The organism is Rhizobium zaerense, from assembly GCF_051810725.1.
GTDB classification, from domain to species: domain Bacteria; phylum Pseudomonadota; class Alphaproteobacteria; order Rhizobiales; family Rhizobiaceae; genus Rhizobium; species Rhizobium leguminosarum_I.
In genome coordinates this window covers 2,597,547-2,622,593 of sequence record NZ_CM132690.1, presented here as the reverse complement: position 1 = coordinate 2,622,593, position 25,047 = coordinate 2,597,547, and the positions used below count along the sequence as shown (strand labels likewise).

Genomic DNA, 25,047 nt, shown 5'->3' with positions numbered 1-25,047 from the left:
CCGGTCTGATGGAGATATGAGGCGTTTCGCATAAACGTTTGAGCGGGAGCTGTCTACCGGGGAGCGTGCCGTGTGAGCCCCCCTCTGCCCTGCCGGGCATCTCCCCCACAGGTGGGGAGATTGGCTGGACGCACCGGCTTCCCCAAACAACTGGTGTCACAGCAGGGCGAAACCGTAAAGGGGCACGAAGTTCAAGCCACTTGTGATCTCCCCACCTGTGGGGGAGATGCCCGGCAGGGCAGAGGGGGGTACCACGGCACACCCTACATCCCGTATGCACGGCACGACCCTACAGAAAACACAGAAACAGCCCGAACGTAATGCCCGCAAGCACCATGCAACTGGCATAAAACACCGATACGCCGTCCTCGACGTCACCCGACGTCGCCATGTCGCGGCCGGCGTCGTTGATCATCGGTTCGCGCACGATGACGCCGCCATAGATGCGCGGCCCGGCGAGCTGGACGTTCAGCGCGCCAGCCATGGCCGCCTCCGGCCGGCCGGAATTCGGCGAGCGGTGCAAGGCCCCGTCGCGCATCGCCACGCGGATCGCCTCACGGCCGGCGCTTGTTCCCCGCCGGATCCAGGCGCCGGCGGCAATCAGCAGGATGGAGAGGCGCGCGGCCGGCCAGTTGGCGACGTCGTCGAGCCGGGCGGCAGCCCAGCCGAAGTCGATGTATTTTTCCGACTTATGGCCGATCATCGAATCCGCCGTGTTCAGCATCTTGTAGGCGAAGAGCCCCGGCAGGCCGAAGACGGCATACCAGAGCGCCGGCGCAACGACGCCGTCGGAGAAATTCTCGGCGAGGCTTTCGATCGCCGCGCGGCAGACGGCTGGCTCGTCCAGCGTCTCGGGATCGCGTCCGACGACGCGGGAGACGGCGGCCCGCCCGCCGGCAAGCCCCTCGTCGCGCAGCGCGAGGGCAACGGCCGCGACGTGATCGGCAAGGCTTTTCTGCGCCAGGAAGATCGCCACCAGCCCGGTCTCCAGCAAGATGCCGACAAGGCCGAACAGCGCGAAGAACCGGTTGAACACAAAGCCTGCGGCCACCGTCAAAAGAAGCAGCGCCAGGATGGCGGCGATACCGTTCATTCGGCGTTGCGAGCTCGTGAGGCTTGCTGGGTTGAGCTGCCGGTCGGCATAGGAGATCGCCGCGCCGAAGACGACGACGGGATGCGGCATCCGCGACCACAGCCATTGCGGATCGCCGACGATCCGGTCGAGCAGCAGCGCCAGAAGCAGTACGAGAAGGTTTTCGTCGATCGTCATCGCTCAAATCTCTGAAGGGCTTCGCCAAGCCGCCTGTCTGCCGCCGGATCGGGAGTCAGCCCGAAACGCAGCCAATTCGGCGCATACTCGAACTTGCGGACGAGAATATGATGGCGGCAGAGATGCATGTAAATGTCGCCGGCTCTCGCATCGGCGACAAGGGTGAAGAGTGCCGTTCCTCCAGCCATCCGCACCCCCGCGCCCTTCAGCACCGCATGCTGGCCGGTGCAACGTTCATTGATGCGGCTGCGGATAGCAGAAACGTCCGATCGCAGCAGCGAACCGGCAATCGAAAGGGCCGGTCCGGAGACCGCCCAAGGTCCGAGCCAGTCTTCGAAACGCGCGAGAATATCGCCGCGCGCAATCGCAAAGCCGAGCCGGAGGCCGGCAAGTCCAAAGAACTTGCCAAAGGAGCGGAAGATGATGAGATTGGTAAGCTGCGGCGCACGGGATGCAAGACTGAGCGCTGGATCCGTATCACCGAAGGCTTCATCGACGACGAGAAGCCCGCCTGCTGCCTTCATCCTGTCGTGCAGAGCAATCAGTGTTTCGGCCGGCCATACCCGTCCGTCAGGATTGTTCGGATTGACGACGACGGCCAGCCTATGCTCGATCCCGATCGCGGCGAGATTATCGACAGCGTCGACGGTAAAGCCGCCCGAGGTGAAGGCGCGCGCATACTCGCCATAGGTTGGCGACACCACGGCGATCCTATCGTCCGTCACGGCGATCCTGTTGTCCGTCACATCGACTTGCTCATCCGCGACGCCAACCAGCCTGCCCGCCTCGACCAGGCGTGGCAGAAGCTGGATCACCGATTGTGTGCCGGGCACTGGTAGCGGCAGAATCTCGCCGCTGCCGTAGTGGTCGCGCGCCGCGCGCCTTGCCTCATCGACGAGGTGCCTGTCCGGCAGGCGGTGCCAGGCTTGCGCCGGAATGTCAGGCAGCGCGACGGGGCACGGATTGATGCCTGTGGAAAGATCGAGCCAGTCTTCCGGCCTGCCGCCGAAGGCGGCGGCAGCGGCGGTGATGCCGCCGCCATGCGCGATCGGTGCGCTCATGCGGAGGCTCCGGCAAGGTCGATCAGATGCATGTAGGAGCCCGCCACCTGCTCGCGCCGCAGCCCGGCCATGCCGAGATCGGTTCCGAGCGCATCCTGTACCTGAAACAGCCGCTTGCCCTCGCCCTCTGAGACGACGCTGGAATAGTGGAATTCATGGGCCGTCATCATCCGTGCGAAGAAGGCGCCGTCGAGCGGCACAACTCGGCGATAGCCGAGATGGCGCTTTCGCTCCGCATAGCTGGTGACGACGGGCAGCAGGCCGAGCATCTGATGGCGCTTGCTCTCCGCATCGATCAACCCGTCGCCGAGCACCATGTAGCCGCCGCACTCGCCGTAGATCCGGATGTCGCGCGCTGCCGCATCGAGCATGCCGGCGCGGAAATTCTGCGCCTCTGCCAGCCGTCCGGCATGCAGCTCGGGATAACCGCCGGGCAGATAGATCGCATCGGCATCGCCAGCCGGCGCCTCGTCGGCGAGCGGCGAGAAAAAGGAGATCGCAGCACCCCGGCGGCGCCAGCCGAGCAGCATATGCTCGTAGGAAAAGGCAAAGGCGACATCGCGGGCCACGGCGATGCGTGCGCCCAGCGGCGGTAGCCGGTCGATATTGGCGGCCGATGGCCGGTTGAGCCCCTGCTTTGCAATGCGCAGCAGGAATTCGAAATTGCATTCCTCGGAGACCGCATCCGCCGCATGGTCGATGAAAGCGTCGAGCGTAGCATGTTCGCCGGCCTGGACCAGCCCGAGATGCCGCTCCGGCAAAGAAAGCCCTTTGTCGCTGCCGATGACGGCGATGACGGGCATGCGGATAGCCTCCAGCGCCTGTCGCAGCATCGCTTCGTGGCGGCCGCTGCCGACCTTGTTGAGGATGACGCCGGCGACGCGGACATCGGCACGGAAACCGGCAAAACCGGAAACCAGCGGCGCCACCGACTGCGACATGCGCGAGGCGTCGACGACCAACACCACCGAAAGCCCGAGCTGAGCGGCAAGGTCGGCCGCAGTTCCCCTTCCGTCGGCGGCTCCGTCGAAAAGCCCCATCATCGCCTCGATGACGAGGATGCGGTCGCCGGAGCGGTGAAGCGCGGCATTGGCCGAGATCAATTCCCCACGCATCGCCCATGGGTCGAAATTCAGGCAGAGCGTGCCGCTCGCCGCCGCATGGAAGGCGGGATCGATATAGTCGGGGCCGGCTTTGCCGGGCGCGACCGCAATGCCGCGCCGGCGAAGCGCTCGGAGCAACCCGAGCGTTACCATCGTCTTGCCTGCGCCGGAGGAAGGGGCTGCGATCAGGAGGCCGCTCATGCCCGCACCTTGCCGGACCGGCGAAACGGATCGGGCTGCAGCCGCCGTCCAGCGAGTGCGCCGAGCCAGTCGAGCGAGGCCCTCAGCCGCACCACCTCGCCGACGACGACCACCGCCGGCGGCTCCAGCCCGGAGACAGCAACGGCCTCGGTCGCCTCTCCAAGCGTCGTCTCCAGCACCTGCTGCCGGCCAGTGGCGGCATTGCAGACGAAGGCGACGGGTTCTGATGGCGGCCGGCCGGCGGCCATCAGGCGGGCGCTGATCTCGGCGATATGCTTCATCGCCATGTACATGACGATGACGGGTGAGCCACGGCCGATTGCCTCCCAGTTGATCCGGTCAGGCACGATGCCGGAGGAATCATGGCCGGTGAGGAAGGTCACGGCATGGTTGATGTCGCGATGCGTCACCGGGATGCCGGCATAGGCAAGCCCGCCGATGCCGGCGGTGATGCCGGGCACGATGCGGAAAGGAACGTTGTGCTCGACCAGCGTCAGCGCCTCTTCGCCGCCGCGGCCGAAAACGAAGGGATCGCCGCCCTTCAGCCGCAGCACCCGCTTGCCGGCGCGCGCAAGTTCCACAAGCCGCAACGAGATATCGCGCTGTTTCGCCGAAAGCTTGCCGCCGCGTTTACCGGCATATTCCACCAGCGTTTCCGGCCGCGCCAGCGCCAGGCATTCCTCGTTGACCAGCGCATCGTGGACGATGACGTCGGCCTCGGAAAGCCCCTTGGCGGCTAGCAGCGTCAAAAGGCCGGGATCGCCGGGACCGGCGCCGACGAGCCAGACGCTGCCCGGCTCCAGCGCCGGAAGATGGGAGAATGCGGCATCGATCATTCTGCTGATCTAGGCCCCGCAAAGGGCAAGGTCAACGCCGCGCCCATCACCTCACTTGAAGTTGCTGAGATTGATATGACTCACTTTGCGAAGAGGCGGATCTGAATTCTCGAAAAACCCGCACAACAATATGAATATATTATCATATATCGAAAGCCGGCGCGATGCCGCCGGCTCTCCCATCCGTCAGGCTGCAAGCAGCGTGTTGCGGATGAGGTCGAGGACCTTCTCCGATTCAATACCGGTGCAGACGACCTGGCTCGGCAGCCCATCCCAAGCGCCGTCAGGCGGAAAACGCCGGGCGTCCGGCCTAACGATCGTCTGACCGTCGGCAATGCCGCCGCATACGACGCGCACCGCACCCGAGATCGACGAGAACAGCTCCGGCACCACGACATAGACGCAGGCGCAACTGTCATGCACCATCATGCCGTCTTCAACCGCGTGCTTGTAGAAATCGATGTAGGACTGCGAGAGCGCGTCGAGCTGCTTGACTGCTTTGTCACCCCTGGCCGCCATCTCGCCGAGATAGCTGCGGCTCATCGTGGTGATCGCGGTGACGTCGAGGCCGATGACGGCGACCTTCCAGGGCGCGGTCATGACGATGTCGGCAGCTTCGGGATCACCGTGGATATTGGCCTCGGCGACCGGAGAGACATTGCCCGGCACATAGAAATTGCCGCCCATGATGACGACGTCCTTGGCCAGCGTCGCAATCTCGGGATCTTCCTTCAGCGCCAGCGCCAGGTTGGTCATTCGGCCAACGGCGACGAGTCGCACTTCGCCCGGATGGGCGCGCACCGTGTCAATGATAAAGCGATGCGCCGGGCGCGGATCGAGCGGCAGGTCGATCGTCTCGGGCACGTCGATATCACCGAGGCCGTTCTCGCCATGCACCATGGCCGGCCATGGCCGCTCCGCGCGCGCGGAATCGATGGTGACGCTGGCGCCTTTGGAAACGGGTGCCGGAATATTCCATTCGCGCTTGAGGAAGAGCGCATTGCGCGTCGTCGTCTCGACCGAGGCGTTGCCGAAAACCGTGGTGATGCCGAGAAGGTCGATTTCGGGATGACGATGCAGGAAGAGAAGCGCCATGGCGTCATCGACGCCAGGGTCAGTGTCATAAATGACCTTGTGCATGAGATATCCTCTAGATGTGAACCGTGAAGCAGCCGGACGGCGCCGCGCGTTGGCGCCACCATAGCGCCAGAGAATGATGCTGAAAAGTGTGAGCGGTTTTCAGACGACATCATCCTCTATTTTATTGATTTGATACAGATTCTGCGACCCGCTGCGCCAATGCCGCCGTCGCATGCGCAGATTTGATCTTGGCAACGGCAAGCTCGGCCGAGGCGCCCGCTGCCGCTAGTGCTGCCGCCTCCGCAACGCCATGGCAGCCGACGCGGGCAAAGACGATCTCCGACGGGTTCTTCAGCCGCGGCGTCTCCCCTTCCAGCCGTGCGGCGGTAAAGAATACCGCCGGCACCGAGAAATGCGCCGCCACCGCAAGCACCGCCGGCTCGTTCTTACGGGTATAGATCGAGGCAACGGCCGCCAGTGCCTCCCCGCTGACCCCGGCCTTACGAAGCGCCTGTTCGGCTAGAGCCAGCACCTCCTGTGCCGGTGCACCACGCTCGCAGCCGACCCCGAGCACCAGGCGCCGAACGATGTCGAATCGGACTTCATCCATGACGAACAGCCCACAAAGATTCCAACAGAGACTCTCTCACGTGAATGTTTAGCGCAGAGCGCGAGGCCCACAACGTTGCCCGCGCGCTTTGCCGACGGGAGCCGGTCCTGATGTTCAGAACTCCACGCCCGGCTGGCCCTTGATGCCGGAGCGGAAGGGGTGTTTGACGAGCTCCATCTCGGTCACCAGATCGGCGATGTCGATCAATTCTTCCTTGGCGTTGCGCCCCGTCAGCACGACGTGTGTCATGGCCGGCTTCTCGCTCTTCAGGAAGGCGACGACATCGTTGATATCGAGGTAGTCGTAGCGCAGTGCGATATTGATCTCGTCGAGCAGCACCATGGACTTGCGCTCGTCGCGGATCAGCTCCTTGGCCTTTTCCCAGGCAGCCGACGCTGCGGCGACATCGCGGGCGCGGTCCTGGGTTTCCCAGGTGAAGCCCTCGCCCATCGTGTGGAACTGGCAGAGATCGGAGAAATGCTTCTCGATCAGGTCGCGCTCGCCGGTCCACATCGCGCCCTTGATAAACTGCACGACGGCCGACGGCTTGCCGTGGGCGATATGGCGGAAGATCATGCCGAAGGCGGCAGACGACTTGCCTTTGCCCTTGCCTGTATGGACGATGATCAAGCCCTTGCCGTCGGTCTTGGTCGCCATGATCTTGTCGCGCGCGGCCTTCTTCTTCGCCATCTTCTCGGCGTGGCGGGCGTCGTCCTTGCCAACTCCGCCTTTTGCGATCTCGCTGTCCGGGGTCTCGTCGCTCATTGGGTCACCTCATTCTGTTGTCTGGCTAGAGCATGATGCCGAAAAGTGTGAGCGGATTCCGGACGACATCATGCTCTATTTTTTTGATTTAAGTCGAACCGGGCCGAATTGCTGCGCGGCGTCCAGAGACTGCGGTCGATCGCTTCGAGCAGCCGCTCCTTCATCTCGTCGAACGCCGCCGGGTTCTTCTCGATCATGAAATCACGCACGCCGGGATCGCCAACGAAAGCCTGGTAGACCGCCTCGAAATGATGTTCACCGACCGTGCCCGTCGTCGCCGCGAAGGCGAAGAGATAGTCGACGGTGGCGGCGATCTCGGCTGCCCCCTTGTAGCCATGGCGCATGACGCCCGCGATCCATTTCGGATTGACGACGCGCCCACGCACGACGCGGCCGATCTCCTCTTCCAGCGAACGGATTACCGGCTTTTCCGGTCTGGAATGGTCGTTGTGATAGATCGAAGGGCGCGCGCCGGCGAGCTGCTCGGCGGCGGCGGCCATGCCGCCCTCGAACTGGTAATAGTCGTCGCTGTCGAGCAGGTCGTGCTCGCGATTGTCCTGGTTCTGGATGACAGCCTGCACCGAGCGCAGCCGCTCCTCGAACAGGCCGCGTTCGGCCCTGCCCTCCTCGCCGGCACCATAGGCATAGCTGCCCCAGACAAGATAGGCCTCGGCGAGATCGGCGCGCCGCTCCCAGCCCTTTTCATCGATCAGCGCTTGCAGGCCGGCGCCGTAAGCGCCGGGTTTCGAGCCGAAGACCCGGTAGCCTGCCCGGCGTTTTGTCGAGACTTCGTCGAGGCCGGAGGCACCAAGCCTTGCCGCCTCGCCGCGCATGCGCTCGGCAATGGGATTGTCGGCAGCATCCTCCTCCAGCGCACCGACGGCGCGGATCGCCTTGTCGAACAGCGCGATCTGCTCGGGAAAGGCATCCCGGAAGAAGCCGGAAATGCGAAGCGTCACGTCAACGCGCGGCCGCCGGAGCATCGCCGGCGGAATGATCTCGTAGCCAGTGACGCGGCGCGAGCTCATGTCCCAGAGCGGCTTGACGCCGATCAGCGCCAGCGCCTGGGCAATATCGTCGCCGCCAGTGCGCATGTTCGAGGTGCCCCAAGCCGTCAGCCCGAAGGAGACAGGCCATTCGCCGTGATCCTGCACATAGCGGCGGACAAGCAGTTCGGCCGATTTCTTGCCGAGCTCGTAGGCAGCCGGCGTCGGCACGGCACGGCTGTCGACGGAGTAGAAATTCCGTCCTGTCGGCAGCACATCGGGTCGCCCGCGCGTCGGCGCGCCGGAGGGTCCGGGCGCCACGAACCGGCCGTCGAGACCGGAGAGCAGGCCTGCGATCTCGGCGGGGCCGCAGGCGAGAATGGAGGGTTTGAGGCGGGTTTCGATCTCGGAGAACACCGCACGCGTCGCTGTCCAGTCCGCCGGGCACTCCAGTTCGCCGGAAACGAACTTTGTCGCCAGCAGCTCGATGCGCTCGACGGTGTCGCCGTTGGTTCGCCATGGGGTATCGAGGAGGTCAGCGAGGATCTCAGAACGTGGCCCGGTCCAGATGGCGGCCATGTCGGTGTCGAGAGGGTCGAAAGAAGGCCCCTCCCCAACCCCTCCCCACAGGTGGGAGGGGCTTGCTGGGCGCCCCGTCTCAACATCAGCTTTAGCAATACGGGCTGCAGCAAGCGCAGAGGTAAGTCCCTCCCCCTTGTGGGGAGGGGTTGGGGAGGGGTCTTTCAGCTGGGAGAGATCTTTCACCGCATCCCCAGCAATCGCCCGCTGCAAGCTCGCATCACCGCCCTCGCCAAGCCCGCGCGGCACCCGCGCCAGCGCCACAGTGAGGTCGGTCAGCAGCCGCCCCTCGGGCGAGACCCCAAACACATGCAGCCCATCGCGAATCTGCATTTCCTTGAGGTCGCAGAGATAGGCGTCGAGCTTCTTCAGCGCCTCGCCCTCGCTTTCGCCCTTCGCAATCCCGGCATCCCGGTCGAGACCGATATCGGTCACGAGATCGAGGATCTGGCGGCTGAGCAGGCGGATGCGGCGGGGATCGCCGCCAGACGCCTCGTAATATTCGTCGACCAGCGCCTCCAGATCCTTCAGCGGCCCATAGCTCTCGGCCCGCGTCAAAGGCGGCGTCAGATGATCGATGATCACAGCAGCACTTCGGCGCTTGGCCTGCGTACCCTCGCCCGGATCGTTGACGATGAAGGGATAAAGGTGCGGCAGCGGTCCGAGGATCGCCTCGGGATAACAGCTTTCAGACAGCGCCAGCGCCTTGCCCGGCAGCCATTCGAGATTGCCGTGCTTGCCCATATGGATGACGGCATGCGCACCGAACTCGCGGCGCAGGAAAGCGTAGAAGGCGAGATAACCGTGCGGCGGCACGAGATCCGGCGAATGATAGCTCTCTTTCGGATCGATATTATAGCCGCGCGCCGGCTGGATGCCGACGAGCACCTCGCCGAAGCGCGCGAAGGGCAGGGCGAAGACGCCCTCGCGAAAATACGGATCGTCCTGCGGATCGCCCCAGCGGGCTCTCACCTCATCCTGAATCTTGTTGGGAAGAGATTCCAGGAAGCTGTTGTACGAACTCAGGGAAAGCGTCTCGCGGATGATCTTTCCGTCGGAACTGGAATTGGTCGGCCCTTCCATCAGGTGGCGGATCAGCGCATCGCCGTCGTCGGGAATCTCGGCGACCGGATACCCCGCCGCCCGCATAGCCTTCAGCACCTCGATGGTGCCGGCCGGCGTATCCAAGCCGACGCCGTTGCCGAGCCGACCGTCGCGGTTCGGATAATTCGCCATGACGAGCGCGATGCGCCGGTCGCCGGCGGAAGTCTTCCGCAGCCGTGCCCAATTGCCGGCGAGCTCCGCCGTATAACGCACACGGCCGGCGTCGGCCTGGCTGGCGACGATATTCGTCTCGACCAGCGCATCGTAGCGGGCCGCCGTCTTGAAGGAGACCGCCCGCGCCAACACCCGACCATCGACTTCAGGCAGCGCCACGTTCATGCCGAGATCGCGCGCCGACAAGCCCTGCGAGGAAGCCGCCCATGCCTCCCTCGACGAGGCCGACAGGATCGCCTGCAGCACGATCGCCTCATTCGCCTCCAGCACAGTCGGCTGCCGGTCCGCCCCCGGTGCCGAGACGGCAAAGCCCGTCGTGTTGATGACGACATCAGGTTTCAGCGCCGAAAATACGCTTTCGAGAACGCCTGTCGAAACCGGATCTTTGAGACTATAGGCAAAGACCGGCAGCGGCCGCAGGCCGAGTGTCATCAGCGCTTCGATCAGAGCTTCGATCGGCCCGGTCTCGCCGCTTTGGACGAGGGCGCGGTAGAAGCTGATGGCGACGATGGGTTGGGATCCTGCGTCTGCCGCCGAGTTCGGGATACTCCCCTCTGTCCTGCCGGACATCTCCCCCACAAGGGGGGAGATCGGCAAGTCGCCTGGGCTTCCCACAAAAGAAATGTTGGAGGATGCCGCACCTTCGGCCGAGGAGATGGAGCGAGGCCTCTCATCCCTGATCTCCCCCCTTGTGGGGGAGATGTCCGGCAGGACAGAGGGGGGTGCCACACCCAAAGACATCTGCGAAGGTGTCGCAACGGTCCGCCGCCACGCCTCGACCCCGATCACCCCCCGCCCCGGCCACCAAATACCCGCCTTCATCAGCGGCACCGCCGGCGCAGGCTTTTCGCCATCCGCCAGCATCGCCTCGGCATAATCGAGAAACGCCTGCGTATTGGCATCGCCGCCCTCGATCAGATAGGCCCAGAGCGCATTGAGATCGTCGAGATCAACATTAGAGAACGGCACCAGCCCCGCATCCGGCCTGGCATCGCCCGGCAGCACGGCGATCAGCGCACCGGCGCGGGCGGCTGCCGCATGCAGCGCTTCCAGCGCATAGTGGAAATAGCTGGCGCCGCCGAGCGCACGCACGATGATCAGCTTCGCATGCCGCGCGGTGCGCTCGACATAGGTGTCGACCGACATCGGGTGCTTGAGGCTCATCAGGCTGGCGAGTCGCAGCGAAGGTGCTGTCCGGCGATCGCCATAGGCGGCGGCGATCGCGGCAAGCTCGCTGTCGGCCGCCGACAGGAACAGGATATCGCCCGGGGACTGCCCGAGGTCGATTGCCTCCTCACCGTCGCTGATCGTTCCTTGTTGAGCCAGAAGCAGATGCATCGGGTTATGCCAGCGCTTCGATCGCCGCCCTCACCGCGCCCTGATCCATTTTGTGCAGGCCGATGACGACGAGCCGCGTGGCGCGCTTTTCGCCAGTTGCCCAGGCGCGGTCGAAATAATGGTCGATGCGGCTGCCAACGGCCTGGAGTTGCAGGCGCATCGGCTTGCCCGAGACATCGACGAAACCCTTGAGGCGCAGCACGTCATGGGCTGAAATAACAGTCTTCAGGGACTCGATGAAGCCAGCGGGATCGGCAACAGGGCCAAGCTCGACAACGAAGCTGTCGAATTCGTCATGGTCGTGCGGCGCACCGTCCTCGTGCTCCAGCTCATGATGTGACTTGCGATTGGCGACATCGTCCTCCGTGCCGATGCCGAGGCCGAGCAGAATGCCGGCCGACACCTCGCCGTTCCTCGCCTCGATCATCACGGGCTTGCGCACCGTACGGGAAGCGACCTCGTCGCGCACCCTGATAAGGCCGGCAGCATCGATCAGGTCTGTCTTGTTGAGCACGATGAGGTCGGCGCAGGTGAGCTGATCCTCGAACAGTTCCTCGATCGGGCTTTCGTGATCGAGCGATTCATCCTCCGCGCGGCGCGCATCGACCGCATCATGGTCGTCGGCAAAACGGCCGGCGGCGACGGCGGCGCTGTCGACCACCGTAATGACGCCATCGACGGTCACCTGGGTGCGAATGTCGGGCCAGTTGAAGGCGGCGACCAGCGGCTGCGGCAGGGCAAGGCCCGAGGTTTCGATGACGATATGGTCGGGCCGATGTTCGCGTTCCAGCAGCTTGGTCATCGTCGGGATGAAATCGTCGGCGACAGTGCAGCAGATGCAGCCATTGGTGAGTTCGATGATGTCGTCCTCGGTGCAATTCTCCGCACCGCAGCCCTTCAACACATCACCGTCGACGCCGAGATCGCCGAATTCGTTGATGATCAGCGCAATCTTCTTGCCGCCGGCATTGGTGAGCAGGTTGCGGATCAGCGTCGTCTTGCCGGCGCCGAGGAAGCCGGTGATCACGGTTGCGGGAATCTTCTGCTGGTTCATGGACTTAACCCTTCATTTTCAACGGCAGGCCTGCCGCGATGAAATAAACTTCGGCGGCCTTCGCCGCGATCGATTGGTGCAAGCGGCCGACATGATCGCGAAAATCCCGCGCCATGCGATTGTCGGGCACGATGCCGAGACCGACCTCGTTGGAAACGAAAACGAGCCGTGCCTTCGCGGCAGGCAGAAAATCGGCAAGCGCAGCAAATTCCGCCGCCATCTCACGCTCCTCCATCATCAGATTGGTGACCCAGAGCGTCAGGCAGTCGACGAGAACGATGCGCCCCGGGCCATCGATGGCGGTGAGCTTGCCGACAAGATCGACCGGCTCCTCATGCGTCGTCCAGGACGGGCCGCGGTCGGCCTGGTGTCGGGCGATGCGCGCCTGCATCTCCTCGTCCCACGCGCGGCCGGTCGCGAGATAGTGGCGATCCAGATCGGTCGCGGTGACGAGGTCTTCGGCGAAACGGGATTTGCCGGAACGTGCGCCGCCGAGGATGAAGACGGTGTTGGATGGGGAGGCCGTCATGCGAAAGCGGCCTCCAGAGGAAACGCAACGTTCCACCACGCTCCCTCATTCCTGTGCTCGTCACAGGAATCCAGCCACGGCGCGTCCGCGCCGTGAATGACTCTGTGCTGTCGTGAAATGATTCTTTCGCGCCCAAGGACTTGGGCGCACTGGATTCCTGTGACCAGCACAGGAATGAGGGAGGAGAGGAAAGTGCCTCGCAAATGCACCGAGCCACAGGTCTCAACCCGTCTTTCGATCCCCCCTCGCGAATGAGAGGAAGCGAGGCGCCCCCGCACATCTCTTCTCCCCAGCGGGGAGAAGGTGCCGGCAGGCGGTTGAGGGGGTGAGCGGCGAAGCCGCGAATGCACTGTGCGCAAGCGAAGGGCAATGATGAAGGGCGTGCCGTGCGGCCCCCTCATCCGACCCTTCGGGCCACCTTCTCCCCGCTGGGGAGAAGAGGAAGCAAATAGCGCCGCACCAGGCCGCGCCGAATTCAATCGTTCAGCCAAGACAACCTCCGTGCTGGCAACGGGCATAGTGCCCAGGTGTGGGCTTCTTGCCCGGCACGTATGGCAGGTCTCCTGGCTCGCGGTTATCGGCCGCGATCGGGGCAGACCGGAAACCGGTCGCCCTGATCGTGCCAGCGGATCATCCTCGCCTTCCCGGCCGCATCAGTGAAAAGGTGGACGATTCGTAGACTTGAGAGGCGTCCGACCCCGGTTGATCACCATGCATTTCCAGTGGCTTTTCCGGCATATCGCCTATCCCGCCCGCTTGCATGTTTGCAAGCCGCCGGCCGGAAGGGCTTTGTGCCGGATGGAAGACCCTGACCGCTCTACAGTCGCGGGGTCGGCTGTGATGAAGGCGCCCGGCTTGGGTCCGCCCCGTCACATTCCCTTTTCATCCGGAAGGGCGTAACACCGATCCGGAACCATCCGTTATGTCAGGATGGTCAATCGACCATCCGTTATCGGGATGGTTAGGCAAGCGCAGGGGTGAAGTCAACCGATCTTGGCGGTCGACCAGTTGACGGCCAGCCGGTATGCTTGCTCCAACACGACTTACTCTACCTAAAACATCGTCATTTATCAGGGACTTACGTCACAAATATTTATCCCGCCCGCCGAGTTTTCGCCGCAATTGCGTCGCAAGCGGGCTGCGCCTCCGCCCTTGACCGGGCCTCTCCTCGCCTAGTTGTCTAGCCATGCTTATGAAATTGGATCGGCGCCGTTTCCGCGCGCTGCGTGTTTTCTTCGATCCGGGACGCCTGCGCGCGCTGACCCGCCGTAGCGAGGTCGGCCTGTCGCTGGCGGGCGCCGTCGTCGGCATCATCTCGGGTCTTGCCGTCACCGGCATGAGCTACGTCTCCAACGAGCTGCATCAGCTGGTCTTCGGCATCGCCGACAGCGAACGGCTGAGCGCGTCCGAGATCGAGAACAAGATGCTGCTGCTCACCGCCCCCGTCATCGGCGGCACCCTGCTCGGCCTGTTGCTTCTCGTGCTGGCGAAACGGCGCAAGAAGCCGATGGTCGACCCGATCGAGGCCAATGCGCTGCATGGCGGCCGCCTGTCCCTGACCGACAGCATCATCGTTGCCGTGCAGAACCTGATCTCCAACGGTTTCGGCGCCTCGGTCGGCCTGGAGGCCGGCTATACCCAGCTTGCCGCCGGCCTCGCCTCGAAATTCGGCCTGAAGCTGCAGCTTCGCCGCTCGGACCTGCGCACCCTGGTTGGCTGCGGCGCGGCGGGCGCCATCGCCGCCGCCTTTAACGCACCGCTGACCGGTGCTTTCTACGCTTTCGAGCTGATCATCGGCTCCTATACGATCGTCTCGCTGACGCCTGTCGTCGTCTCCGCCCTTGTCTCGACTCTGATCGCAAGGCTGCTTGCCGGCAGCGATTTCACCATCGGTATCGGCAGCTTCGGCTCAGTCGTGCCGGCCGATTATATCCCAGCGCTGCTGCTCGGCATTTTCTGCGCCGGTGTCGGCATCCTGATCATGCAGGGCGTCGCTTTTGTCGAGGAGCTGGCGCGCAAGAGCTCAATCGCCCCACCCTTCCGTCCGGCACTCGGCGGCATCATCGTCGGGCTCTTGGCTATGATCTCGCCGCAAGTGCTCTCGGCCGGCCACGGCGCGCTACATCTCAATCTTTCCCGTGAGGTGGCAATCCCAACGCTGATCGGCCTCTTCCTCTTGAAATCCTTCGCCTCGGCGATCTCGATCGGCTCCGGCTTCAGGGGTGGGCTATTCTTCGCTTCGCTGTTCATGGGCGCCCTGCTCGGCAAGCTCTTTGCCTATTGTGGCCCCTACTTCGCCGATGCGACGCTGACGCCCGTCATCTATGCCGTGGTCGGCATGAGCTCGCTTGCCGTCGCCGTCATCGGCGGGCCGCTGACCATGACGTTCCTGGCGCTCGAAATCACCGGCGATTTTCCGATCACGGCGCTGGTGCTCGCTGCCGTCATCACCTCCTCCCTCGTCGTGCGCTCGACCTTCGGCTACTCCTTCGCCACATGGCGGTTCCATCTGCGCGGCGAAAGCATCCGCAGCGCCCACGACGTCGGCTGGATCCGCAATCTGACGGTCGACAAGCTGATGCGCGCCGACGTCAAGAAGGCGAAGGCGGGCATCACGCTGGAGGAATTCAAGCAGGCCTTCCCGATCGGCTCGACCCAGCGCGTCATCCTCGTCGAGGAGAGCGACAAATATGCGGGCTTGGTGCTGGTGCCGGAGATTTACGCCAACCCGACCGACGCTCAGGACGAGGGCAAGACGCTTGCCGATTTCATCCACTACCGCAACGACTTCCTGCAGCCGCAGATGAATGCCAGACAGGCGGCGGCGATCTTCGACAAGAGCGAAAGCGAAGCGCTCGCCGTCGTCAACAATCTGATCGAACGCAAGGTGATCGGCCAGCTCAGCGAAAGCTATACGCTGCGCCGTTACAGCGAAGAACTCGACCGCCGCCGCCGCGAGGTCTCCGGCGAGATCTAAGCCGCTATGATCCGGGGCCGGCGAGCTTGAACACCTCTGCCCGCTTCGAAACGCCGCGCAATTCAAACGAACCCAGATACTCGCAGGCCACGGCGCAGGTGGTCGCGAAGCTCTCCGACATCAGCAGGTCTTGCTCCAGCGTGCCGCAGAGCTTTTCAAGCCGCGAGGCCTCGTTGACGGCCCTGCCGATCACCGTGAAATCGAGCCTGCCGCGGGCGCCAACGTTCCCGTAGAAAACCTCGCCGAGATGAAGGACGACATCGACGCCGATATCGGGGCCGCCGTTTTGCGTCCGCTCGCGGTTCAGCGCCTCGTTTGCTTTCAGCAGATTCTTCGCGGAAGCCAGCGCGGCCATGCAAGCCTTCTGTGGGTCGTCGGCGTCGGTCGGAAAGATCGCCAGCACGCTGTCGCCCATGAACTTGAGGATTTCGCCGGAATTTTCCTCGACATGCCGATCGATCAGCTCGAAATGTTCGTTCAGAAACCCGACGATCTCGCCGGGTTGATAGACCTCGGTCAAGGCAGTGAAATTTCTGAGGTCCGCAAGCAGGATCGCGGCATTGATGGAACCGCCCGTTCCCCTCTGGGTCTCCCCGGCCAGGATGCGCGCGCTCGTTCTGGCGCCGGTATAGACCGCGAGGATATCGGTGGCGGTTTTCGATGCCGCCACACGGTAAGCCGCCAGCCCCAGCGCTGGGACAAGCGCTTTGACTGTTACCAGTTGATCATCGGAAAATCCGCCCGGCGCATCGCTGGTCAGCGAGAAGCCGAGCCCGCGTAGCGCGACTTCCTTCGGGAATTCGAAAAGGCTGACCACGTGGTCCGTGCCGCCGGCGAGCGCGAATTCCTTGAGCTGCGGATAGTCGAAACCTTCACCCTTCGCCAGTATCCAACGCCCCGTCCTTTCGCCGCGGCTCAACAGGTAGAATATCGGCGTTTTCTCGAAATTGCGCTCTTCCACGCTGCCATGCGCCGCATTTTCAAGAACCGTTGCACCGCCCCGGATGAAATTGGCCGAAACGCCGCGATACATAGGGTGAATGGATGGCATAGTGATGCTGGCCCTCCAGATGGGAAAGCCGTCCGCGATCAACCGGTCGCACAGGCCGGCGACGAGATCGCCAATATGCTCACTAGTGATTCCCTGTTCTATAAGCCACTGAATATGATCGTTAATTTTTGAATCTCCACATGACCGACGCAGTCTATCGTCGGAAATCGGGCAAATGGACGGCGATGACCAACGGGGGCGTTGCACGTCAACCAATAGTCGAGTCAGGCAGATATTTCTAGCCACGGACTCCGGCAACGACAACCGCAGGGCAGACGAAGAGGCGATTACCGTCATTCGACTCCGACGAGAATCAGTGGAGAGTGCCGCAGAAATGAAAGACGGTGCCGTAGCGCCTACGAATATCTCACATCCTGACCGTCATGCCGCCGTTGACCGTCAGCACATCGCCGTTGACGAAGGAAGCGGCGGCGCTTGCGAGAAACAGCGCCGCGCCGGCGATCTCGTCTGGGCGTCCCCAGCGCTGGACCGTGATGCGCTGGCGCACGAAGGGCATCAATTCCTCGTTCGCAGCCATCGCCGCATTCGTCTCGGTAGCAAACCAGCCGGGCGCAATCGCGTTGCTGGTGATGCCGTCCGGGCCGAACTCGACCGCCATGCCGCGCATCAGTCTGGTCAGTCCCTTCTTTGCTGCAGGGGGAACGCGGCGCCGCCACGATTCTCTTCTCCCCATCGGGGAGAAGGTGCCGGCAGGCGGTTGAGGGGGTGAGCGGCGGAGCCGCGAATGCGCTGAGCGAAAGCGAAGGGCAATCAATGACGTAGTGCCGCGTCGCCCCCTCATCCGACCCTTCGGGCCACCTTCTCCCCGCTGGGGAGAAGAGGGAGCCAGCCGCGATCCTTGTCATCCCACAGACTAGGAACGATGCGGCAGCCGCCCACGACACACCCAGCCTAGCCAATCAACCCGGCCAGCCAGCGCGGATCGAGATGACGTTCCAATTCTCCGGCGATCTCGTCGAGCGCCTGCTCGACGCTCTCGCGATAATACCTCCGCTCGCCTGATAGGCCGAAGCTTTGAAGCAGTCGGGCGCGGTAGGCGTCGCTGCCGAAGAGCCCGTGCAGATAGGTGCCCATGATCCGGCCGTCGGCCGACAGTGCCCCATCCGGCGCGCCGTCGATGATAGCCGAAGGCCGATTGCAATCCGGGCCGCGGGTGATGCCGAGATGGATCTGGTAGCCGGCGAGCGGCGCGTCATATTCGGTCGAGCGGGCATGGCTGTTGCGCACGGTCTTTTCCGGCGCCATCTCAGTCTCGATGTCGAGCAGCCCGAGCCCCGGCATCTCGAGCGTCCCGCCCTCGATGCCGAGCGGGTCGCGCACCATGCGGCCGAGCATCTGATAGCCGCCGCAGATGCCGATCACCCGGCCGCCGCGCCTGACATGCGCCTGGAGATCGTGATCCCAGCCATGGGCGCGGAAGTCGGCGAGATCCGATATCGTCGATTTCGAGCCGGGAAGCACAACGAGGCTCGCATCGGCAGGTATCCGCTCGCCTGATCGCACGAAGACCAGCTCGACATCCGGCTCGGTCCTCAGCGGATCGAGATCGTCGAAATTGGCGATACGCGGCAGCACCGGCACGGCGATCTTCAGCGCGCCCGTCCCGCCCCTCGCCAGCCGTTCGAGCACGGCCGAATCTTCGGCCGGCAGGCGCGCAGCCCCCCTCAGCCACGGCACGATGCCGAAACACGGCCAACCGGTAAAACCCTCGATGGCGCGGATGCCGTCGTCAAACAGCGAGACGTCGCCGCGGAACTTGTTGATGATATAGCCTGAAATCATCGCCCGGTCGCTATCATCGAGGATCGCATGCGTGCCGACCAGGGAGGCGATGACACCGCCGCGGTCGATATCGCCGACGAGCACGACAGGCACGCCGGCCCGCGTCGCAAAGCCCATATTGGCGATATCGCCGGGCCTGAGATTGATCTCGGCCGGCGATCCGGCGCCCTCGACGATAACGAGGTCGGCCCCTGCAGCGACTTTTTCGAAACTTTCGAGCACGGCGCCGAGCAACTGAGGCTTCAGCCGCTGGTAATCGCGTCCTTTCGCCTGCCCAAATATCCTGCCCTGCAGGATGATCTGGCTGCCATTTTCCGATTGCGGCTTGAGCAGCACCGGGTTCATGTGCACCGAGGATGGCGCGCGCGCGGCCAACGACTGCAGCCACTGCGCCCGGCCGATCTCGCCCCCATCATCGGCGACCGCCGCATTGTTCGACATGTTCTGTGGCTTGAACGGCCGGACGGTCAGCCCACGATTGGCCGCCAACCGGCAAAGGCCCGCAACCAGCACCGTCTTGCCGACATCGGAGCCGGTCCCCTGCAGCATGATCGCTCTTGCCATGATGGCCTGTATTCGCCTCTCGTTCAGGCGAGGCCTACAATGGGCGGCAACCTCGGGTCAAGCTTGGCTCGGGTCAAGACTTGGCCCGGCGCAAGACTTGGCTCCCACGCAAACGCGAAAACCGCGCATGGCCTTGGCTCTGCGCGGTTTGCCGAAAACTCAGGCGTCTTCGCCCTTACACGGCGAAGCTCGCTTTCTCCGGTACGCACTACCTGAACCGGAGAAGCGGCGGTCATTGCTGCCACGCCCCAACTGATAACGGCACATTCTTACCGGAGAGTTATTGAAGGCTTACGCAAGTGTTAATTTTGATCTTTTTTGACATTCTCGCCAAAATTTCTGCCGAAGATCCGCCGCCGGTCGCGAAGAGCGTGCATTTCGCCGGAGGGCGCCATTTTCGGGATGCCGACATAAATTCTTCGAATTCAATAATTTAGTCACGCAACCATGAGCAGAAGATGGTTGATTTCTGTGAGCGAACGCGTAGGCTTCATCAAGATGCTCCATTGTTGAACATGGCCTGCCCATGAACCGGAAAGCCTGTTGCGGTATCGCCCGGCAGGCATTGTCCCTTCGGGTGCCGGAGAGATTTGTCGGTGGATTTCAGAGCCTGCGCGTCCGCCTAAGAAGAATTCGGGAAATGACGATGAAGACGTTTCTGATTCCGGCCGTCTTTGCCGCGGCTCTTTCTACCGTCGCGCCGGCTGAAGCCGCTGAGTGCGGCAGCGTTTCGATCGCCGAAATGAAATGGGCCTCGGCAGGCATCGCGGCGAGCTTCGACAAGATCATCCTGGAAAAGGGATACGGCTGTTCGGTCACCATTGTCGATGGCGACACTCTGCCGACTTTCGCCTCGATGAATGAGAAAGGCACCCCCGACATCGCCTCGGAATACTGGATCAATTCCGTCAGGTCCCTGCTCGATCAGGCCGTCAACAGCGGCCGGTTAGTGGAGGGGGCCGAAATCCTGGCTGACGGCGCCGTCGAGGGTTGGTGGATTCCGAAATTTATCGCCGACGCCCACCCCGACATCCGCTCGGTCGAAGACGCGCTGAAACATCCCGAACTCTTCCCCGCCGAGGACGACCCATCGAAAGGCGCAGTTTACAACTGCCCCGCCGACTGGAGCTGCCAGATATCGACCACAAATCTGTTCAAGGCGCTTGCCGCCGACAAGAAGGGCTTCGAGCTCGTCGAGACCGGCAGTCCCGAACGGCTCGATGCATCGATTGCCCGCGCCTTCGACAACAAGGTCGGCTGGCTCGGTTATTACTGGGCGCCGACCGCCATCCTCGGCAAATACGACATGACGCGCCTGAGCTTCGGCGTCGGCCACAACAAGAGCGAATGGGACCGCTGTACCGCAGTTGCCGGCTGCGCCAGGCCCGAGGTCAACTCCTACCCCGTCTCGCGCGCCTTCACACTGATGACCAGGTCCTTCGCCAGCCGCGCCGGGCCTGTCACGACCTATCTCAAGACCCGCAAATGGGACAATGCGACGATCAATCAGGTGCTCGCCTGGCAGGACGAAAACCGCGAAAGCAATGAGGGTGCCGCGATCTATTTCCTTCGCAATTACGAGAGTCTGTGGACCAAATGGGTGCCAGTCGATGTAGCCGAGAAGGTCAAGGCGAGCTTATAACGGCAAAAACACGATCAAGCATGGACGATTCGATGATTCCCTTTCCTGACCGCGATACCGTTGCGGAAAAGCTCGCCGCACTATCGGAGACCGACAAGTCGTATCTGGCGCGGCTCATGGAAAACGCTGCCCAGGACGACAACCTGCTCGACGGCCTGCGCCGCCATCTCGATCTTGCCGCCGGATCGCGTTTCCTGAACTCGCTGAAGCTCGAAAATCTGGGAATCTGGCTCGGAACCCAGGCGCCGAACCGGTTGCAGATCCGGCTGAAGGAAACCGCCCGCTCCAGCCAGCATCCCGCCTACCAGGCCTTCCGGACCGGTCTCGACCGATCCGGCGGGCTGGAAAAGGCTTATCCCCCGGTCACCCCTTAGAATGATCCGAACTCGGTCATCTGATCCGGCCCCGGCCGATATCTGATCCCGCGGTCAATATCTGATCCGGCAATCCTCGGAAGAAAGCTGAATCGTCATCACTTCTTCGCGGCGCGGTCGACCGAGCGGCCGGCATCCTGCGTGGCGTTCACGGTATTTGCCGTATCCTTTCCTATGCCGCGGATCGTGTTGCCGCAGGAAGAAAGGGCAAGAAGAACCATCAAGGCTGCGGCAATTTTGGCCGTTGTCGTCATCTCGGATATCCTTGTTTGAAATCAACCCCGAACGGCGACAATTGCCGTCCGCGCCAATAACGCACGACAAACCAAAAGGTTCACTGGCTATGATGCTGCTTCAGGCGGCGACCGCTTTCGCTCTCTCGGCAAAGGCGCCGCGAATGCTGTCGGCCACCGTCTCGATCGGCCCCGATACCTGCGAGGCGGTCAGCAGGCGGATATCGAAGGCGCCGAGCTCCGGCAGCCCTTCCTGAGGCCCGAGGATCGCCATGTCTTCGTTGACATAGGACAGCGGCAGCGGCGCAATGGCGAGATCGGAAAGCACGGCGGCGCGCTGCGCCATCGTGTGGCCGCTGAGATAGGCGACGCGATAATGCCGTTTGTTGCGTTCGAGTTGGGAGAGCGCCTCCTGGCGCCAGATGCAGCCATCCTCCCAGATCGAGATCGGCAGGGGATCGCGGCGATGCGCCGAACCACACTTGGCGCCGGCCCAGACCAGACGCTCGCGGAACACCACCTCACCGCCCGTCGGGAACGGCCGTGTCGCACAGTTGATCAACGCCAGGTCGAGGCGTTGCTCCTCCATGCGCTTCTTCAGCCCCATGCTCATGTCGATCGTCACGTCGACCATGATGCCGGGATAGCTCTCGGCGAAACTCTTCAGAATACTCGGCAGCAGCCGTTCGCCGATATCTTCCGGCGCGCCGAGCCGCACGACGCCGCTGAGCTCCGGCATAATGAAGCGCGACACCGCTTCGTTCGACAGCGCCAGGATGTTGCGGGCATAGGACAGCAACATCTCGCCATGGCGCGTCAGCGAAACCGAGCGTGCGTCGCGCAGAAACAGTGTCGCACCAAGCTGCTCTTCAAGTTTCTTGATCTGCATCGACACCGCCGACGGTGTGCGGAAGACCGCCTCGGCGGCGGTCGAAAAATTGCCCGTCTCGGCGATGGCAACAAAGGTGCGCAATACATCGTTGTCGAGCAGCGGAATGGGACGGCGAAAGGGAATGCTCATCGTCGCATCTTTCAATTTTTCTGATTTATAACCCCATATCATTTTGTTTGATTGAATGTCAATTGAACCCGATATTTCGCGTGTCGGCAGCAAAATGCAGCCAAGGAGGCCCGACATGTCTCAAACAAGCATCTGGAATATCGTACAGGCCCTTTCCGCATTCAAGGCGCAGAGACGCAGGGATGCCAACCATGAGCATGCGCTCCGCGAGTTAAGGCGCTTTCCGCCACATCTGCTGGCGGATTGCCAGCGCGAAATGGAGTTGACCCTCCCGGAGCGCCGCGCATGCGATGGGACGCGGTAGAGACGCTTCATCGTTTTGAATTCGCTGAGCTGGCCAGATTGATGCCGGTCCACTTGCGACGTCCGCTCGACCTGCACCGTAGCGGCCGACCGACAGCCGAACGGCGATCACAGCCCGCCCAGCAGTTTGAACGCAATGATCCACATCGTGAAAGCGACGAGCGTTTCCAGCACGCGCCAGGATGAGGGTTTCGAGAAGATCGGCCGCAGCCGTGTAGCGCCATATCCGAGCGAAAAGAAGAACAGGAAGGAACCCGTCACCGCCCCTGCCGCAAATGAAGCCTGCTCTCCCGGATATCGTGTCGATATCGTGCCGAGCAGTACCACGGTGTCGAGATAGACGTGCGGGTTGAGCCAGGTGAGTGCGAGGCAGGTCGCCAGTGTCTGCCGGAAGCTCGATGGTTTGGCTTCCGCGGCCGTGAGAGCGGTGGACGACCGCAAGGCGGAATAGAGGCTTCTTGCCCCGTACCAGACCAGAAATACGGCTCCGCCGTAGCGCATGACGGGATCGAGCCAGGGCATCAACCTGGCGATTTGTTGGAGGCTGGTCACGCCAAGCACGATCAGCGCTGCATCCGATACCGCGCATGCGAGGCAGATGGCGAAGACATGTTCGTTGCGCAAGCCCTGGCGGAGGATGAAGGCGTTCTGCGCGCCGATGGCGACAATCAGGCTGAGGCCCATCATCAGGCCGGTTCCATAAATCGAAAAATTCATCGCTTCGGCCAACGCCCCTCATTTCGGTGAGGTTGCGCTATCGCTATTGGGAGAATTAGGCTAATTAATCCACCTTACTCCAATTAAGTAAAACTAATCCATGATCGACTATCCCGCTCTTCACGCAGTTGCAACCATTGTCCAGACAGGCAGCTTCGAAAGAGCCGCGACCGTGCTGAACGTGACGCCTTCGGCCATTTCCCAGCGCGTGAAGCAGCTCGAAGAGCGTCTCGGCGTCGTCCTCATCGTTAGGGGCGCGCCGTGCACGGCGACGGAAAAGGGAGAATGGCTCTGCCGCCATATGGAGAATGTAGGTATGCTCGAAGCCGAACTCTTCGGGCAGCTGCCGGCACTCGTCGATCCCGACGAGCCCCGCCAAAGGGTCACGCTTCAAATCGCGACGAATGCCGACAGCCTCGGGACATGGTTCGTCGAGGCCATGGCGAATTTCACCAGGAGCTCTTCCTATTTGCTGAACGTCGCCGTCGACGATCAGGACCACACCGCCGAATGGCTGCAGCGCGGGCGGGTGATCGCTGCCGTCACCAGCCTGGAAAAGCCGGTCCGCGGATGTCGGCGTTTTGCACTCGGCGTTCTCAGATACCATGCGACGGCAACCCCCGACTTCGTCGCCCGTCACTTTCCGCATGGCGTGACATCAGAGGCAATCCGCAGCGCCCCGGCGCTAACCTTCAATCAGAAGGACAGGTTGCAAAGCAGTTGGATCAGGCGGATGTTCGGACACGATCTCGACCACCCCACCCACTGGCTGCCGTCGCCGCAAAGTTTCGTCGAAGCCAGCCTCTCGGGCATGGGCTGGGGAATGAACCCCACCCAGCTGACCCGCGAGCATCTGTTATCGGGACGGCTGGTGGAGCTGGTTCCCGATACGCCGTTGGACGTCCCACTCTATTGGCAGATAAACCGCTTTGCCGCCGATCGCTTGGCGGAGCTGACGCGGGAGGTCATCAAGGTCGCGAAACGCAATCTCTGACGCTTCACTCATCTCGGCGACCGAGTGCGCTTTTGTCAGACGTAAGCGGTGCGGCTGCCGAACTCGCTGGTCTCTACGCGAATAGCGCTCTCCTATGTTATGGTGATGATCTCCAGTTCCTGGCCGCCTGTCTGCACCATATCCCCAACAGCCTTGCCCATCAGGAGCCGCGCCACCGGGGAGACATAGGAAATGGTCCCGGCCTTCGGATCGGCCTCGTCCTCCCCGACGATGCGATAGGTCTGCACGCGCCCGTCGTCACGGTGGAAAGTCACCGTGCTGCCGAAGGCAACCCTGTCGGTTGACGTCGGGTCAGGCATAAGCTGGGCGGTGCGAAGTCTTGCGGCTAAGTAGCGAAGATCACGCAAGGGATTGGCCGTCTGCCGCCGCCGTTCGTTCACGTCTTCGATGGGGGTCGCAGTATCATAGGCCTCGCGAGCCTGCTGGAACTGCAATTCCAGAGCCTTCAATCCCGCTTCCGTGACGAGGTTCGGATGCGGCGAGATCGGACGATCGGGCAGCAGGGTTTCCGAAGCGGTTTCGAAACTCTCTTCCTTGGTGAAAGCGACGGCCAATCTCGGACTCCGTTTTAGGGCGATGCGGTCTCGTAGCTGATGGGCGATTGCCCAGATCTCTGTTGGAACCATACACCGACTGCAGACGAACCGCCAATCGGGC

The 25,047-nt window shown here is 62.8% G+C and carries 21 protein-coding genes, 1 pseudogene and 1 riboswitch; of the genes and pseudogenes, 5 read left to right on the top strand and 17 right to left on the bottom strand.

All coding sequences use genetic code 11. The features are described from left to right. Nucleotides 1-289 precede the first annotated feature (289 nt). The 10 genes from cbiB to cobU form a co-directional block, all read right to left on the bottom strand. Nucleotides 290-1,270, bottom strand: coding sequence for an adenosylcobinamide-phosphate synthase CbiB (cbiB, locus tag ACS4RR_RS12670; protein ID WP_260298828.1), 981 nt, complete (start codon nt 1,268-1,270; stop codon nt 290-292). Next, the gene (locus tag ACS4RR_RS12665; protein WP_456188866.1) at nt 1,267-2,331 is read right to left on the bottom strand and encodes a threonine-phosphate decarboxylase; all 1,065 of its coding nucleotides are present in this window, start codon (nt 2,329-2,331) and stop codon (nt 1,267-1,269) included. Before ACS4RR_RS12665 ends, cbiB begins: the two co-directional genes overlap by 4 nt. Continuing rightward, complete coding sequence (locus ACS4RR_RS12660) at nt 2,328-3,635, bottom strand: cobyrinic acid a,c-diamide synthase CobB (protein ID WP_260111017.1); 1,308 nt, start codon at nt 3,633-3,635, stop codon at nt 2,328-2,330. Before ACS4RR_RS12660 ends, ACS4RR_RS12665 begins: the two co-directional genes overlap by 4 nt. Continuing rightward, entirely contained in the window at nt 3,632-4,471 is an 840-nt protein-coding gene (cobA, locus tag ACS4RR_RS12655) for a uroporphyrinogen-III C-methyltransferase (protein ID WP_260298830.1), read from the bottom strand. The genes ACS4RR_RS12660 and cobA overlap by 4 nt, the downstream gene beginning before the upstream one ends. A 186-nt stretch (nt 4,472-4,657) precedes the next feature. Then, nucleotides 4,658-5,611: a nucleoside hydrolase gene (locus ACS4RR_RS12650; RefSeq protein WP_130754025.1), complete on the bottom strand. Its 954-nt coding sequence runs from the start codon at nt 5,609-5,611 to the stop codon at nt 4,658-4,660. Nucleotides 5,612-5,732: 121 nt separating this feature from the next. Next, nucleotides 5,733-6,161, bottom strand: coding sequence for a cobalamin biosynthesis protein (locus ACS4RR_RS12645; RefSeq protein ID WP_260298832.1), 429 nt, complete (start codon nt 6,159-6,161; stop codon nt 5,733-5,735). Between the two features lie 114 nt (nt 6,162-6,275). Next, the gene (cobO, locus tag ACS4RR_RS12640; RefSeq protein WP_456188865.1) at nt 6,276-6,926 is read right to left on the bottom strand and encodes a cob(I)yrinic acid a,c-diamide adenosyltransferase; all 651 of its coding nucleotides are present in this window, start codon (nt 6,924-6,926) and stop codon (nt 6,276-6,278) included. Between the two features lie 68 nt (nt 6,927-6,994). After that, nucleotides 6,995-11,107, bottom strand: coding sequence for a cobaltochelatase subunit CobN (gene cobN, locus ACS4RR_RS12635; protein ID WP_456188864.1), 4,113 nt, complete (start codon nt 11,105-11,107; stop codon nt 6,995-6,997). 4 nt (nt 11,108-11,111) lie between these two features. After that, entirely contained in the window at nt 11,112-12,161 is a 1,050-nt protein-coding gene (gene cobW / locus ACS4RR_RS12630) for a cobalamin biosynthesis protein CobW (RefSeq protein WP_456188863.1), read from the bottom strand. Between the two features lie 4 nt (nt 12,162-12,165). Continuing rightward, nucleotides 12,166-12,690: a bifunctional adenosylcobinamide kinase/adenosylcobinamide-phosphate guanylyltransferase gene (gene cobU / locus ACS4RR_RS12625; protein ID WP_456188862.1), complete on the bottom strand. Its 525-nt coding sequence runs from the start codon at nt 12,688-12,690 to the stop codon at nt 12,166-12,168. Between the two features lie 536 nt (nt 12,691-13,226). Further along, nucleotides 13,227-13,623, bottom strand: a riboswitch (cobalamin riboswitch). A 253-nt stretch (nt 13,624-13,876) separates the two neighbouring features. Here cobU and ACS4RR_RS12620 point away from each other — a divergent pair. Further along, entirely contained in the window at nt 13,877-15,667 is a 1,791-nt protein-coding gene (locus tag ACS4RR_RS12620) for a chloride channel protein (protein ID WP_456188861.1), read from the top strand. A gap of 4 nt (nt 15,668-15,671) precedes the next feature. Here the strand turns inward: ACS4RR_RS12620 and ACS4RR_RS12615 are convergent, their stop codons facing one another. The 3 genes and pseudogenes from ACS4RR_RS12615 to ACS4RR_RS12605 all read right to left on the bottom strand — a co-directional run bounded on the left by ACS4RR_RS12615 (nt 15,672) and on the right by ACS4RR_RS12605 (nt 19,085). Then, complete coding sequence (locus tag ACS4RR_RS12615) at nt 15,672-16,760, bottom strand: adenylate/guanylate cyclase domain-containing protein (protein ID WP_170261968.1); 1,089 nt, start codon at nt 16,758-16,760, stop codon at nt 15,672-15,674. Nucleotides 16,761-17,085: 325 nt separating this feature from the next. Beyond that, a pseudogene (locus tag ACS4RR_RS12610) lies at nt 17,086-17,382 on the bottom strand (SDR family oxidoreductase); the annotation flags it as partial. A 248-nt stretch (nt 17,383-17,630) separates the two neighbouring features. Continuing rightward, nucleotides 17,631-19,085, bottom strand: coding sequence for a cobyric acid synthase (locus tag ACS4RR_RS12605; RefSeq protein ID WP_456188860.1), 1,455 nt, complete (start codon nt 19,083-19,085; stop codon nt 17,631-17,633). Between the two features lie 640 nt (nt 19,086-19,725). Between ACS4RR_RS12605 and ACS4RR_RS12600 the strand changes: the two genes are divergently transcribed. Together ACS4RR_RS12600 and ACS4RR_RS12595 are read left to right on the top strand one after the other, a co-directional pair. Then, nucleotides 19,726-20,727, top strand: coding sequence for a glycine betaine ABC transporter substrate-binding protein (locus ACS4RR_RS12600; RefSeq protein ID WP_017964684.1), 1,002 nt, complete (start codon nt 19,726-19,728; stop codon nt 20,725-20,727). A 20-nt stretch (nt 20,728-20,747) separates the two neighbouring features. After that, a complete protein-coding gene (locus ACS4RR_RS12595; RefSeq protein WP_456188859.1) occupies nt 20,748-21,101 on the top strand; it encodes a hypothetical protein in 354 nt (117 codons plus the stop codon). A 98-nt stretch (nt 21,102-21,199) separates the two neighbouring features. Here the strand turns inward: ACS4RR_RS12595 and ACS4RR_RS12590 are convergent, their stop codons facing one another. After that, nucleotides 21,200-21,355, bottom strand: a complete 156-nt coding sequence (locus ACS4RR_RS12590) for an entericidin domain-containing protein (RefSeq protein ID WP_003540537.1) — start codon at nt 21,353-21,355, stop codon at nt 21,200-21,202. A 100-nt stretch (nt 21,356-21,455) separates the two neighbouring features. Next, nucleotides 21,456-22,397 (bottom strand): LysR family transcriptional regulator, encoded by a 942-nt coding sequence (locus ACS4RR_RS12585; RefSeq protein WP_018074580.1) that lies wholly within the window; start codon nt 22,395-22,397, stop codon nt 21,456-21,458. A 73-nt stretch (nt 22,398-22,470) separates the two neighbouring features. On the opposite strand from ACS4RR_RS12585, the gene ACS4RR_RS12580 reads away from it, so the two are divergent. Continuing rightward, the gene (locus ACS4RR_RS12580) at nt 22,471-22,659 is read left to right on the top strand and encodes a hypothetical protein (RefSeq protein ID WP_311202848.1); all 189 of its coding nucleotides are present in this window, start codon (nt 22,471-22,473) and stop codon (nt 22,657-22,659) included. Between the two features lie 107 nt (nt 22,660-22,766). Here the strand turns inward: ACS4RR_RS12580 and ACS4RR_RS12575 are convergent, their stop codons facing one another. Beyond that, the gene (locus ACS4RR_RS12575) at nt 22,767-23,375 is read right to left on the bottom strand and encodes a LysE/ArgO family amino acid transporter (protein ID WP_222387325.1); all 609 of its coding nucleotides are present in this window, start codon (nt 23,373-23,375) and stop codon (nt 22,767-22,769) included. 100 nt (nt 23,376-23,475) lie between these two features. On the opposite strand from ACS4RR_RS12575, the gene ACS4RR_RS12570 reads away from it, so the two are divergent. Then, complete coding sequence (locus ACS4RR_RS12570; RefSeq protein ID WP_260111028.1) at nt 23,476-24,369, top strand: LysR family transcriptional regulator ArgP; 894 nt, start codon at nt 23,476-23,478, stop codon at nt 24,367-24,369. A gap of 92 nt (nt 24,370-24,461) precedes the next feature. Here the strand turns inward: ACS4RR_RS12570 and greA are convergent, their stop codons facing one another. Beyond that, a complete protein-coding gene (gene greA / locus ACS4RR_RS12565) occupies nt 24,462-24,944 on the bottom strand; it encodes a transcription elongation factor GreA (protein WP_260111029.1) in 483 nt (160 codons plus the stop codon). Nucleotides 24,945-25,047 lie beyond the last annotated feature (103 nt).